Below are 13,458 nucleotides of genomic sequence, written 5' to 3'. Positions count from 1 at the left end.
TATAAATAATGAAACTTTTTCTTAAATTATGATAACAACCGCTGAGATGATTGAATTAGAAAATCAAGCAGAATTAAATGGGATGTCTAAACTTGACTTGATGGAAAAAGCAGGCGAGGCTATTTCTGAGGAAATTCAAAAACGTTATGATAAAGATCAAAGAATTTTATTTATGTGTTTTCATGGCAATAATGGTGGAGATGGTTTTGTTGCGGCAAGATACTTGGCTGACTGTGGATATAAGGTTAAATTAAGTTTTATAGGTGATGCAAGTAGTTTAAAATTTGAAGCAGAAACTAATCTTAAAAGATTGTATGAAATTCAAAAAGAAGAAAACAAAGAAATTTTTGTAAAATCGGTTGCTGATTTGAAGTGTGACGTTGTTGTTGATGCATTACTTGGCATTGGTGTTGAAGGTGAATTAAGAGAACCAATTACCACTGCAGTTCAATGGATTAATTCAAGAAAAGTAGAAAAGATTTCAATTGATGTTCCAACAGGAGTTAATCCTGATACTGGAGAATATTCTGAACAAAGTATTAATGCAGATTTAATAATTGCTATTCATGATACAAAACCTGGGCTAGAACAGTTTGGAAAAAAAGTTGTGGTTGCAGATATTGGACTTGGCGTGTTTTAGGTGATTGCAGTTTGAATAAAAAAGAAAAAAAAATTAATAAAAAATCAAGTTTTAAAAAACCTAAGAAAAAAGGTGAACCGTGGTTTATGAATATACTTGATAAAACAATAATTAGTAAAACTAGATTTTGTCCTCCTCATTATTTTCCTCATAAATTGCCTGTAGGTGAAAAAATAGTTGATGAACCTTGTCATTTTCATAATGCAAAATGGCGAATGGGCCATCATAAACCTTTTTGTAAACTGTTAAAATGCCCAAATAATAAATTTATGTTGGGAGAATATGAAAAGTTTGTGAAAAAGAAAAAATATCAAAAGAAAAATTGATATGCTTAGTGTAATTATTTAGTTTATGCGATCTTCTTGTTTTTTTACAATTAAGTTTAGCTTGTTTATTTTTTAAATACTGGTTGAGTGATAAATTTATTTTTTAAATTAGAAAATATTATAAATGGTTAAAATACTAATTTATTATTATGAATATAATTTTGGTTGATTATATTAATTAATGTTGGTTGATTATTTTATTCATCATTATAAAAGAGGTAAAAATGAAATTAAAAGCTAAAACAAAAACTAAATTAGTTTCTAAACAAATTCTTGTTACGAAAATTAAAGAACTCAAAGAAAAAGATAAAGAGTTAAAACTTTTGCTTGGTGTTTCTGCATTACTTCATTGGGATCGCGCAACACAAATGCCAGTTTCTGCAGTTGAAGAACGAGGAGATCAATTAGCTTATTTAGGTGTGCTTGCACATTCAAAAGCTACGGATTCAAAGTTATATTCGCTTGTTAATTTTTTGTTTAAATATAAGAATCAACTCTCTAAAATTGATTGTTCCTTAGTTGAAAGATTTAAAATTGATTTATCAAAACAACGTAAAATTCCTCAAAAACATGTTGAAGATTTTGCAAGATTATCTGCGGAATCAGAACATTATTGGGAAGTTGCACGAGAAAAAAAGAATTATGGTTTGTTTAAGCCATATTTAGAAAAAGTTGTTGCTATGAAGAAAAAAGAAGCAAAACTAATTGATTCAAAAAGAAATGCGTATGATGTATTGTTGCAAGATTATGAAGAGGGAACAACAATTGCTCAAATAGATCCTGTATTTGATCAGTTTAAGAAAGAATTAATTGAAATAATCAATAAAATTAAATCATCTAAAAAGTATAAACAACAAAAAAATAAATTTGCAAAACTTAAATTTTCAGTAGACAAACAAAAAGAAGCAGTTGCGGATGTTATTAGCTACATTGTTGATTGTCCTGATAGATTTTTTGATTATAAATCTGTACACCCATTTACTACTAGGATGTCTTATAATGATGTGCGTCAAACAACTGCGTATAGAAAAAGTGATCCTTTGTTTTCATTTACGTCAACTGCACATGAATCGGGACATGCTTTGTATGAACTCGGAATGGGTGCAAATCTTTCCGGAGGCTCATTATGTGATGCACCATCATTTGGTATTCATGAATCTCAATCAAGAATTTGGGAAAATCAAGTAATGAGGGGAAAACCTTTTTGGAAATTTTATTGGAAAAAATTTGCGGCTAAATTTCCTGAGTTAAAAAAATTAGGATTTGAAGAATTTTTGTTTCAAGTAAATAAAGTTGAACCTTCATTTATTAGAATTGAAGCAGATGAAGTAACTTATGCAATCCATATTATTATAAGATATGAGATTGAAAAAGACTTATTTGCTGGAAAAATTAAAGTAAAATATTTACCAAAAGAGTGGAATAAAAGATATAAACAATATTTAGGAATTACTCCTCGTAATGATTCAGAAGGAGTATTGCAAGATGTTCATTGGAGTAGTGGATTTTTAGGATATTTTCCAACTTATTTAATTGGAACGATGTATTCTGCCATGTTATTTAATCAAATCAAAAAAGAAATTCCTGATATTGAAAAACAATTTTCTAAAGGAAAATTTGATGGATTTAGAAATTGGTTGCGAGAAAAAATTCATAAACATGGGCGCACGATGAGCACGCCTGAAATAATTAAAAAAGCAACTGGTCGTGAATTAACTCATGTTGATTTAATTAATTATTTTAAAGAGAAATATTATCCAATTTATGGGATTAAAGAATAAATTTGAAAAAATAATTTAATTTTTATTTTTTTCTTGAATTTTTTTTGTTAGATTTGTTTGTATGCGTATGCAGTATGTTTATTTATATAACATCTTTTAACACTTTGTTATCTTTAACAATTCCAAAGTCACAAAAACCAAGACCTTTCCAACGACTCATTAAGTTATCAAGTTTGCCTTGAAGAGATGCAAAAAATAAACTCATGACAGTTCCGTGAGCCACAATAAGAATTCTTTTATTTTCATATTGTTCATCTATTTTTTTTACTGCAGTAGAAAATCGATTTAAAGCACTATTGCAAGTTTCCCAGCCATGATCTGTGTAATCTAAATCCTCAAAAATCTTTTTTTTCATGAAATCATATTCATCTTTAGACATCATTTTGCCTTTATCTCTATTGATTTCACTAAGTTCTGGAATTCTAATAATCTCTTTTTTAAGTCTAGTTGCAACTGGAAGTGCGGTTTCATACGCTTTAGGTTCTGTAGAAGTAATTATAATATCAACATCATCAAAAACTTTAGTTTCTGCCACTTCTTGAGCATTTTTTACTCCGTCTTCTGTAAGAATCCATTGACTAACTGGAATTGAACTATCTTTCAATGTTTTTGCGTGTCTCCAAAAAATAATTGTGTTATTCATAATATTTAATTTGGGATGGGTGGTTTATAAATTTTATGGGATCATTTGTTATATTTTAATAATTTTATTAGGGTTAGTTGTCAAGGTAACACTATTGATGCTTTCCTCTTAAAAATTAGGTTTGTGGTTCCATTTGTAAATATCAATTATTCTAAAATATTTATATCCTCTAATTAAGCCAGGAAATTTTTCTCTAAAATTATTTATTGTTTTAATTAGCTCATCTAGATTATCAACTACAAAATCAACTTCGAGTTCATTTCCTGCACCAATTGTTTTTGCAAAACTTAAAACTTGTGATGTTGATTTTAAGTTTAATATTAAATTATCAAATTTTAACAGATTATCAAATTGGAAGTGAACTCTGCAATATTCTTTATTTAATTTTGATAAATCAAATATGGTATAATATCCTAAAATGATATTTTTTGATTCTAATCTTTTAATGCGATAAATAATTGAACTACTTTTAAGATTTAATGCGTTTGCCATTTCATGAATTGGTTGCCTGCAATTTTTTGTTAAAAAATCAATTAATTTTTTATCAGTATCATCAATTTCTTGAGCTTTTTTATTTCCAATAATAAATTGAGAACTAGTTCTTTTTTGGATATCTGCAAAAAACGGAAACATTTGCTTTTCAATAATTATATTAAAAAAATATTTGTTAATAACTTCTTTGTGTAATTTAAGAATATCGAACCATTCAACCCAGAAATTAGAAAGATTGTTTGTGTAGAAACTAACCACTATGCTATAATCTCCTGCGCTTTTAACAACTACTCCTGTATTTTTTAATTTTTTTAAATAATCGATAAATTTTTTTTCTTTGTCTATATTAGTATCATAAGTTGTTATGTATCCTCTTAATTCAACAAAACCTAATGCTGAATGATCAATTAAAGTGGTAAATCCTTTGATGATTTGAGTTTGTATCAGTTGATTTATGTTATAGGTAACTACGCTTTTAGGTACTCCGCATAATTGACTTATCTTAGAGTGGCTTAAACGAGCATCTTTGTCTAGTATGGATAGGATTTTCTCTTGTTTTGAATTCATTTTTTCCATAAAATTGTTTAAAGTTTCATTATTATATAAATATTTCTAATTATGGCCAATTTTTGTTAGGTTAATTTAATCTAGTTATGTTGGTTTATGTAGTTTAATCAGAATAAACAAGTTTACAAGGGTGAAATAAATGAGATCTTTAGGATATATTGCAAGTATGGTTGTTGCGGCATTGACGTTGAATGCTTGTGCTACTGGAATGAGTGCGCAACAAAGAGAGCGAGCGATGTTGGATGAATTATTACAAGAAGAAATAATTGCAACTCAATTGGTTGAAGCTCCAAAAACTGTTGAGGCGGAAGTTGTTTTTAGTAGACCTGATGTTAGAGTTAAACCTAGTCTGCGAATTGATCTTTCTCAATATTTGATGACTGAGGCAGAACTTAATCCTGTAACTAGTCCAAATGAGGGTTGTGAGGGTAAATGTCCTGTATCTGGTGTGCCAGTTGTTGATGAAGTTGCAAGATATGTTCAAAATTGTGTGCAACGATATAAAACTGAACTTCTTCCAGGAACTAAAATAAATTGTCGGGTGGCGGGTGATTCTGTGTATGGGGTTTGCACTGTTAAAATTGCAGGAAAAACACATACTGTTATGGTGAAATCGTCTGAATTAGTTGGTGGGGACATATCTAGTGCTTATGCTACATTGATGAGTTCAAAACCGAAGTTAGCTGAACGATTAACTGAAAATCATTGTAATCCTTCTGTTATGGAATTTTCCGAATTAGAAGCAATAGCAAAACCTCCAACAACTCAAAGACAAGCAGCAATTGGTGCGTATAGTTTTTGAAGTTTTAAATTGAATTACTCAGTAAGATTTAAAAATAGTCATTCTATTTTTTTATTTTATGTGTGGAATTTTAGGTGTTGTGGATTCAGAAACTGTTAAAGACAAGTTAGTTTTAACTGTAAAAAACGGATTAAAATTAATTCAATATAGGGGCAGGGATGGATCTGATATTAAATATGTTGATTCGGTTTGTATTGGTCATGTTCTTCATTCGGTTGTTGATTGTAAAAATGAGCCAGTATTGCAGCCATTTGAATTTGGTAGTGGTGATGAAAAAGTAGTATTTGCGGCTAATTGTGAAATATATAATTGGCAAGAACTTTGTTTGAAATATAAAATTAAAGCAAAAAATGATGCAGAATTAATTTTTAAATTAATTCAACAAAAAGGAATTGATAATTTGGATTCAATTTTAAAAGAACTTGATGGAGTTTATGCGTTTGTATATTTTTCTGATAAAAAAATTTATTTAGCTCGAGATTTAATTGGAATAAAACCTTTATGGTATAGTCCAGTAAAAAAGTTTTCTTTTAGCTCAGAAAAAAAAGCATTAGAAAAAATTGGATATGTTAATGTACTCGAACTTAATCCTAGAAAAATTTTAATTTATGATTTAAGTACGCAAAAAATTAGTTTTAAAGAACGCGAATATTTTAAAATAGAACCTGAATTACAATCTAGTTTTGAAGAAATTCAAAAAAAGGTAGATGATTTATTGCATAAAGCAATTCTTAAAAGAGTTCCTAATAAAAAATTTGCATTACTTTTTTCAGGAGGGATTGATTCTACAATAATTGCTTGGATTCTAAAACAAAAAGGATATGAATTTGATTGTTATACAACAGTTTTTGAGGATCCTGCATTAAAAGAACCTGAAGATTTATTTTATGCTAAAAAAATTGCAGCACAAATTGGACTTAACCTAAAAATAATTAAAATTAAAATAGGTGATGTTGAAAAATATTTAAAGAAAATAGTTCCATTAATTGAAGATTCTAATGTTGTAAAAGTGGGTGTTGCATTAACTTTTTTTGCAGCATGTGAACAAGCAAGTAAAGATGGAAATAAAGTAATATTTTCGGGGCTTGGTAGTGAAGAAATATTTGCAGGATATAATCGACATAAACAAAGTCAAAATGTGAATAATGAATGTCTTTCTGGACTCATAAAAATTTATGAGCGTGATCTTTATCGTGATGATGTGATAACTATGTTTAATCATCTTGAGTTAAGATTGCCTTTACTTGATTGTAATTTGGCAGAATATGCACTTAAAATTCCTGCTAAATACAAAATTTGTGAAGGTCATGAAAAATTTGTGTTGCGTTCAGTTGCTTTAAAATTAGGACTTTCTGAAGAGTTTGTTTATCGACGGAAAAAAGCAGCACAATATGGATCTAATTTACATAAAGCATTAATTAAATTAACTAAAAAAAATGGGTTTAAATTAAAATCTGAATATCTGCGTCAATTTTATCCTGAACATAATGTTAATTTAGGTGCGCTTATTAGTTCTGGAAAAGATGGGATTTATGCTGCGTGGACTATGCTTCGTCAAAATTATAAACTTGGATGTTTTATTACAATAAAAAGTGAAAATTCCGAATCATTTATGTTTCATTATCCTGCAATTGATTTGGTAAAATTACAAGCAGAGTCGATGAACGTTCCTTTAATTATTCAAGAAACAAAAGGCGAAAAAGAAAAAGAGTTGGATGATTTGAAAACTGCATTAATTCTTGCTAAAGAAAAATATGGGATTCAAGGGGTCGTAAGTGGAGCTTTGTTTTCGAATTATCAACGAAAAAGAATAGAAACAATTTGTGATTGCCTTGGATTAAAAATATTTTCGCCGTTATGGCATATTAATCAAGAAGTTGAAATGAAACAAATACTAGATTCCGGATTTAAATTTATGATGACTCGAGTTGCAGCAGAAGGTTTAGACGAAAGTTGGTTGGGTAGGGAAATTTATTATTCTGATGTTGATAAATTAGCAGAATTTGATTCTAAATTTGGGTTTAATGTTGCGGGCGAAGGAGGAGAATTTGAAAGTTTGATGCTTGATGGACCTATTTTTGAAAAATCTATAAAAATTATTAAATCTCGCAAAGAAATGGAAGCAAAAAATTGCGGTGATTTAATTGTTGAAAAAGCAGAATTAGTTGATAAATAAATATTTTGGTACTTGAGGATATTCTAATTTTAGATTTTTTATTTTAGTTCTATTTTGTGTTTATTTTATGGTAATATTAAATTGTGATTTATTGTGGAATTTGAGATTGTTCTGCGGTAAACAGTATATTTGATTCTGATTTTAAATTTAGTTTTGATTGGGTATTTAATTTGTTGAATATTTTTTTTGTTAATTTAATTTTTTCTTGATCAATTATTTTATCTTCTTCTGTCATGATTCTCCAGTCTAAAATGTGTTTTAATCCGACAATTTTAGTTAGGAATCCTCTATAACTTAGATATTTGTGATGTTTTGTTGAATTTTCATCAATTCCTTTAATGTCGCAAATGATTAATTGGTTGTTTTGTTCATACATTACATATCCATTCTCTTTTTCATAAATTTCTTTTATTTCTTTCCAAGTAGTTTTTTTGAATGGTATTTTACTTGGGATGACCATTTCTTGTATGATATTTATGTCATGGTTTTTAGTTTTGTGCGGAATTAAATGGATGTGTGCGTGAAAAACACTTTGAGCCCAATTTCCTTGTTCTATTAGGAATGGTTCTGAGAAATGTTTGGTTATAAATTTGATTAATTTTTGTTTTAATTCTAAAAATTCTTCATCGAGGTAATCTGGAAGTTCGCCAAAACATTTAAAATGTTTTTTTGGGATAATCATAACATGTCCGGGGGAGATTAGACAAAGTCCGTGTTTAACATAAAAATTTGATGTTTCAAAAAGGAGTTCACTATTTACTTTTTCTCGATCACAAAAAATACAATTTGATTTTTTTTTAATTTGATTTGGTGCGTGATTTTTGTAATTCATTTATCGTCTCTCGTTTTAATTAATTTATTTTTGTTGTTATGTTTTTTTATTTATTGTATTTTAAGACTTATTTATATTCTTTAACTTGGTAGTATTTTATCCTACTTTTTTTTGTTATGATTTTTTTTGTGTTTTTTGTTTGGGATGTGTTTTTATTTATAGAAACCAAAAGATTTATATACAATATGTATAATTTAAGGTATTGTATGAAGCATTATTTGAGGTATTAAATTATGCCTGGGATTATGTATAATTTATTTTTGTGGTTGGTTTTGATTTAATTTTAGTTAAAATAAAGCCGTTTTAAGAAAAAAGAGCGTGAAAAGTGGTAAAATTACAGTTTGATTTGAATAAACAGTATAAACTGACCTTGCCCAAGGCTATAGTTGAAGCAAAGGGCTGGGAAAAGGGCGATAAAATCAAGGTAATGCTAGATTCTGAAGGAAATATTATACTCAAAAAAGATGTAATTGTAACTCCTAAAAAAAGCCAGAAAAAAACGCAAAATGCAGGGAAAAGAGGTGCTAGTGAATGAGAACAAGTAGGCAAGAAATAACGCAAGTTCTAAGTAGATATAATTTGGGAGAATTAGAAAGATACAAAACGATAAAAGATGGTTTGATGAATCTTAATGCGGAAGTTAGAACAACTAAAGGCAGATTTGTTTTGCGAAAACATGCAATAAAACAATTTGAGAATCCTAATACAAAAGCCGAATCAATAAGATATGAACATGATATTTTAAAATATCTTTACCAAAATAATTTTTCAGTTCCGGTGCCTGTGAAAAATGAATTAGGTGGGACATTTACTATGAAGGGGGATCACTTCTTTACTTTATTTTCATTTATAGATGGCAGGGGATTTTATGAAGATTTATTTAAGGGAACTAAAGATGAAATCAATCAAAGAGTTCATACCAGAATAATTGAATCAGTAAAACACTTAGTAAAATATCATGAAGTTATTAGTAAAAAGAAAATTAAAGATAAACCTAAAAATATGGATGTGAGTTGTTTATCGTTTGATATGTTGCAAACAATATGGCAAGATTGTGAATGTGGAGAATCATTTTTATCATTAATTGAACAAAATGAAGAGCAAAGTGGATTTGATCAGTTTGTTAAAAAGAATAGCAGATATTTAAAAAAGAATTATAAAAAATTAAAAAAACATAGTAAATCATTAAATTATCGTCGAAAAGATGTTATTACTATACATGCTGATTTTCATGAAGGAAATATAATTTATGATCAAGATCAAGTAAAAGCAGTTATTGATTTTGACAATAGTCATACTGATTTAAGACAATATGATTTGATTAAAAGCATGTATTATTTTGCAACGATAAATAAAGATCAAGAATTTAATTTTGATCAAGCAAAATTCTTTTTAAAATTATATTTTAAAAATGCTAGAAAATATGGTCGAGGATTTAAATTAGAAAGTAAAGACATACCATTTTTTCTTAGATTGGACCTCATGGATACATACATGTTTTGTTTAAATAAAATATACAAAGAACAGTCTGATCCAACAATGATGAGTATGGCAATTGAAGCAATAGAACAATTAAAATGGGTTGATAAAAACGAAAAAGCACTCCGAAATTTATGAGTTATATTTGGATTGTGTGTTTTTTTGATTTTATTTTGGAAAATAATTTTAAAAAAATAAATCTTAAAAATTAAAGTTGTGAAAACTAAAAAATGGTTGTAATAAAAAAATCAGATTTTATGAAAACAAAGCGTAAGCTTGTGAGGAAATTAGATTCACATAAAGGACAAAATGGACGTGTCCTGGTTGTAGGCGGGAGTAAAGAGTTTGTTGGAGCAGTAGGTTTAGCAGGAATTGCAGCACTCAGAACTGGATCAGATCTAGTATCTATTGCTGCTCCATCAAATGTTTCTTGGGCACTTAATAAATTTAGTTTAGATCTCATAACTCATAAATTTAAAGGAGATTATTTGAATGTAAGTCATACAAAAAAAATATTAACTTTGATTCAAAATTGCGATGTTGTTTTAATCGGACCTGGTTTGGGTTTGCGATCTGGCAAGAGTGTAGGGAAGACGCTTGTAAAGAATTTGCTTAAAAATAAATCCTGTCTTGGAGTAATTGATGCTGATGCAATTAAATTAGTTAAGTTAGATTTAATTTGTGATTGTGTAATTACGCCTCATAGAACTGAATTTGAAATATTGCTCAAAAATTCAGGTAAAACAGTTTTATTAGAAGAAATTAAAGATCGTAAAAATTCATTAAAATTGGCAAAACTTATTCAAGTAAGACTAAGAGATTTTTTTGGTTTAGGAAATGTTATTTTACTAAAAGGACAAATAGATTTGATCATCTCTAAAAACCAGATTTTAGTTAATAAAGGTGGAAATCCTGGAATGACTGTTGGTGGTTCTGGAGATATTCTGGCTGGCATTTGTGCTGGCTTTATTTCACAAACAGAAGACTTATTTATGAGTGCTGGACTTGCAAGTTATGAATGTAAAAAAATTGGAGATTTGCTATTTAAAAAAACAGGTTATGGGCTAGGATTTGTTGCTAGTGATTTTATTAACGAAATTAAACAGTTAAAATTAAGATCTGTTAAATCTAAAAAAATTCAGGCTAAATCATATATTAAATCTAATTTAGTTAAGTCTAAATTAGTTAAGTCTAAATTAGTTAAATCTAAATTAGTTAAATCTAAATTAGTTAAATCTAAATTAATTAAACCTAAATCAGTTAAATCTAAATTAGTTAAACCCAAATTGGTTAAATCCACTAAAAGGAGAGTGAAGAAATGAATTTATTTGTTGAGATCGGAGTAATAATAATACTTGCGGCAATATTTGCATACTTTGCAAGCTTAATTAAGCAACCACTCTTGCCAGGATATGTTTTGGCAGGTCTTATTGTGGGATACTTATTTGGTGAAATTAATACTGATTTAATTTATACTTTAAGTGAAATTGGAATTGCTTTTCTTCTTTTTATTGTAGGATTAGAACTTAGTTTTAAGAAAATTAAAAAAATGGGTGGTGTTGCCACAGTTACGGGAACATTGCAAGTGGTAACAGTATTTATTCTAGGCTATTTTATTACTCGTGCACTTGGGTTTAGTAAACTTGAAAGTGTTTATTTGGGTGCGATGGTTGTATTCTCGTCAACGCTCATAGTAATTAAATTATTATCTGATAATAAAGAATTAGGAACATTACATGGGAGACTTGCAATTGGAATATTATTATTACAAGATTTTTTTGCAATTTTCGCATTAACTGCATTTAGTTCAACACAAGAAATTACTGTATTATATGTGTTAATTTTCTTAGCTAAGGGCTTGGCCATATTTTTAATAGCAGTTTTATGTAGTAAATATTTATTTCCAAAAGTATTTGAACTTGCAGCAAGAAATCAAGAACTTTTATTATTGATATCTTTGAGTATTTGTTTTTTGTTTTCATTACTTCTTCATGCGGTGGGATATAGTATTGCAATTGGCGCATTTATTGGAGGAGTTACTTTAGCTAATCTACCTTATAACATTGAAATAATTGGAAGAGTAAAATCTTTGCGAGATTTTTTCCTTATTTTATTTTTTACATCACTTGGTTTACAATTACAACTTGACGGAGTGATTGCAAATATAGTTCCTATTATTGTGTTAACACTTATTGCAGTTGTGTTAAAACCGTTACTCATTATGCTCATTATTTCGATTTATGATTATAGTAAAAAAACTGTTTTTGAAGCAGGACTTAGTCTTGCACAAATTAGTGAATTTTCATTAATACTAGTCGCACAAGGAGTTATTCTTGGACAAATATCTCACGATCTATTGACCATAACGATTTTTGTTGCGATACTTACAATGGTTGGAACATCATATTTAGTGAAGTATGAACATTTGATTTATTCCTCTTTTTCAAGACTCATACCTAAATTAAAACCATTATTGTCTCATGCACATTCAGAACAACAAAAAACAACACCCTCTAAAGATTATGAAATTGTATTATGTGGGCATGATAGAGTGGGCTATAGTATTTTGAAAACGTTACGTGAGAAAGAAAGAAATGTTTTAGTGATTGATTATAATCCTGATGTTATTAAAGCATTAGCTCAAAGTAAAATTCCTTGTATGTATGGGGATATATGTGATCATGAAGTAATAGAGAGATTAAATTTAGATAGAATTCAATTAGTTGTGAGTACTGCAAATAAATATGAAGATAATGAATGTTTGCTTAGAACAATAAAACGAATGAATAAAAATATTAAAGTTTTTGTTACTGCAAGTAGAATTGATGAAGCGTTAGATTTGTATAAATATGGTGCAGACTATGTAATATTACCTCACTTTTTAGGTGGAAATTATGTATCTATGATACTTGGAGAAATGGAAAAAGATCTTTCAACAATACACACTGAACGATTTAAACATATAGAAGAATTAACTAATAGAAAAAATTTAGGACATAATTATCCTGTAAATTTTTAATATGTATTTTTAATGAGTATTTTTAATTAATATTTATTTTACATAAATTCGAGGGAAAAATGATATCAAAAGAACAAAAAAAAGAATTCAAAACAAAATCAAAGGCTTTAACTGCAATAATTAGAATAGGAAAAAATGGCATAACTGAAAATTTGCTTAATGAATTAATAACTCATTTAAAAAATAGAGGCCTCATTAAAGTAAAACTTTTGATGTCTTTTGTTGATTCATTAGATAATGCACGTGCTGAAAAAAAAGCATTTGCAAATAAGTTAGCTACTCAAACAAATTCAGAATTAATTGATTTAATTGGTAATGTTATTGTTTTGTATAAGCGAATTGATATGAGAAAAGCACTTTCTCGCAGATCAAGTTCTAGATCTAGTGCTCGAGCAAAAGGTACGTTAAAATCTTCAGGAGCTAAACCTGCATCTAGATCTGCTGCTAAACCGCGAATTGTATCAAAACCAAAAAGTAAAGCTTCAGCAAAAGCATCATCTACGTCTGTTGGACGAACTGTTGCAAATCCAAGAACTCGCGCAGGATCAAAATCTAAACCAGGATCAAAATCTAAACCTAAGTTTGGATCAAAACCTGCACCTAAACCTAAGCGGCCAAAACGTGGGGGCACTAATAAATCAAAAAATCGAAAAATGCTTACTAAAAAAGGTTGGTAAATAATCTGAAAAATTACTGTGTGT

Annotated in this window: 12 protein-coding genes and 1 pseudogene; 10 read left to right on the top strand and 3 right to left on the bottom strand. The window is 28.5% G+C overall.

Going from position 1 to position 13,458, the window contains the following annotated elements:
• The first annotated feature begins 28 nt into the window (after positions 1-28).
• The 3 genes from HN587_07710 to HN587_07700 all read left to right on the top strand — a co-directional run bounded on the left by HN587_07710 (position 29) and on the right by HN587_07700 (position 2,747).
• Entirely contained in the window at positions 29-640 is a 612-nt protein-coding gene (locus HN587_07710) for an NAD(P)H-hydrate epimerase (protein MBT7903723.1), read from the top strand.
• Between the two features lie 11 nt (positions 641-651).
• A complete protein-coding gene (locus HN587_07705) occupies positions 652-966 on the top strand; it encodes a hypothetical protein (protein MBT7903722.1) in 315 nt (104 codons plus the stop codon).
• 224 nt (positions 967-1,190) lie between these two features.
• Positions 1,191-2,747: a carboxypeptidase M32 gene (locus tag HN587_07700; GenBank protein ID MBT7903721.1), complete on the top strand. Its 1,557-nt coding sequence runs from the start codon at positions 1,191-1,193 to the stop codon at positions 2,745-2,747.
• Positions 2,748-2,829: 82 nt separating this feature from the next.
• Here the strand turns inward: HN587_07700 and HN587_07695 are convergent, their stop codons facing one another.
• On the bottom strand, positions 2,830-3,390 hold the full coding sequence (locus tag HN587_07695; protein MBT7903720.1) for a histidine phosphatase family protein: 561 nt from the start codon (positions 3,388-3,390) through the stop codon (positions 2,830-2,832).
• Between the two features lie 108 nt (positions 3,391-3,498).
• Entirely contained in the window at positions 3,499-4,458 is a 960-nt protein-coding gene (locus HN587_07690) for an Lrp/AsnC family transcriptional regulator (protein ID MBT7903719.1), read from the bottom strand.
• A 130-nt stretch (positions 4,459-4,588) separates the two neighbouring features.
• On the opposite strand from HN587_07690, the gene HN587_07685 reads away from it, so the two are divergent.
• Together HN587_07685 and HN587_07680 are read left to right on the top strand one after the other, a co-directional pair.
• Positions 4,589-5,251, top strand: coding sequence for a hypothetical protein (locus HN587_07685; protein ID MBT7903718.1), 663 nt, complete (start codon positions 4,589-4,591; stop codon positions 5,249-5,251).
• A 58-nt stretch (positions 5,252-5,309) separates the two neighbouring features.
• Positions 5,310-7,427 carry a diphthine--ammonia ligase gene (locus HN587_07680; GenBank protein ID MBT7903717.1) on the top strand — a complete coding sequence of 706 codons (2,118 nt, stop codon included), beginning with the start codon at positions 5,310-5,312 and terminating at the stop codon, positions 7,425-7,427.
• A gap of 88 nt (positions 7,428-7,515) precedes the next feature.
• Here the strand turns inward: HN587_07680 and HN587_07675 are convergent, their stop codons facing one another.
• Complete coding sequence (locus HN587_07675) at positions 7,516-8,259, bottom strand: HIT family protein (protein MBT7903716.1); 744 nt, start codon at positions 8,257-8,259, stop codon at positions 7,516-7,518.
• Between the two features lie 325 nt (positions 8,260-8,584).
• Here HN587_07675 and HN587_07670 point away from each other — a divergent pair.
• The 5 genes and pseudogenes from HN587_07670 (at position 8,585) to HN587_07650 (ending at position 13,434) form a co-directional block, all read left to right on the top strand.
• Positions 8,585-8,719 (top strand): annotated as a pseudogene (locus HN587_07670) (AbrB/MazE/SpoVT family DNA-binding domain-containing protein).
• 71 nt (positions 8,720-8,790) lie between these two features.
• Positions 8,791-9,876 carry a phosphotransferase gene (locus HN587_07665; GenBank protein MBT7903715.1) on the top strand — a complete coding sequence of 362 codons (1,086 nt, stop codon included), beginning with the start codon at positions 8,791-8,793 and terminating at the stop codon, positions 9,874-9,876.
• A gap of 92 nt (positions 9,877-9,968) precedes the next feature.
• A complete protein-coding gene (locus tag HN587_07660; protein MBT7903714.1) occupies positions 9,969-11,060 on the top strand; it encodes an NAD(P)H-hydrate dehydratase in 1,092 nt (363 codons plus the stop codon).
• Entirely contained in the window at positions 11,057-12,757 is a 1,701-nt protein-coding gene (locus HN587_07655) for a hypothetical protein (protein ID MBT7903713.1), read from the top strand. Before HN587_07660 ends, HN587_07655 begins: the two co-directional genes overlap by 4 nt.
• Positions 12,758-12,816: 59 nt before the next feature.
• On the top strand, positions 12,817-13,434 hold the full coding sequence (locus tag HN587_07650; GenBank protein MBT7903712.1) for a YhbY family RNA-binding protein: 618 nt from the start codon (positions 12,817-12,819) through the stop codon (positions 13,432-13,434).
• Positions 13,435-13,458: the final 24 nt, after the last annotated feature.

The organism is Candidatus Woesearchaeota archaeon, from assembly GCA_018675335.1.
Classification (GTDB): Archaea; Nanobdellota; Nanobdellia; order Woesearchaeales; family UBA11576; genus JABJCP01.
This window is presented reverse-complemented; position numbering and strand designations above follow the sequence as displayed.

What these genes read in the sequence shown, in the direction of transcription:
- HN587_07650 (MBT7903712.1), top strand. Translation starts at nt 12,817, where the DNA reads ATGATATCAAAAGAACAAAAAAAAGAATTCAAAACAAAATCAAAGGCT.
- HN587_07685 (MBT7903718.1), top strand. Translation starts at nt 4,589, where the DNA reads ATGAGATCTTTAGGATATATTGCAAGTATGGTTGTTGCGGCATTGACG.
- HN587_07690 (MBT7903719.1), bottom strand. Translation starts at nt 4,458, where the DNA reads ATGGAAAAAATGAATTCAAAACAAGAGAAAATCCTATCCATACTAGAC.
- HN587_07710 (MBT7903723.1), top strand. Translation starts at nt 29, where the DNA reads ATGATAACAACCGCTGAGATGATTGAATTAGAAAATCAAGCAGAATTA.
- HN587_07700 (MBT7903721.1), top strand. Translation starts at nt 1,191, where the DNA reads ATGAAATTAAAAGCTAAAACAAAAACTAAATTAGTTTCTAAACAAATT.
- HN587_07675 (MBT7903716.1), bottom strand. Translation starts at nt 8,259, where the DNA reads ATGAATTACAAAAATCACGCACCAAATCAAATTAAAAAAAAATCAAAT.
- HN587_07680 (MBT7903717.1), top strand. Translation starts at nt 5,310, where the DNA reads ATGTGTGGAATTTTAGGTGTTGTGGATTCAGAAACTGTTAAAGACAAG.
- HN587_07665 (MBT7903715.1), top strand. Translation starts at nt 8,791, where the DNA reads ATGAGAACAAGTAGGCAAGAAATAACGCAAGTTCTAAGTAGATATAAT.
- HN587_07660 (MBT7903714.1), top strand. Translation starts at nt 9,969, where the DNA reads ATGGTTGTAATAAAAAAATCAGATTTTATGAAAACAAAGCGTAAGCTT.
- HN587_07695 (MBT7903720.1), bottom strand. Translation starts at nt 3,390, where the DNA reads ATGAATAACACAATTATTTTTTGGAGACACGCAAAAACATTGAAAGAT.
- HN587_07655 (MBT7903713.1), top strand. Translation starts at nt 11,057, where the DNA reads ATGAATTTATTTGTTGAGATCGGAGTAATAATAATACTTGCGGCAATA.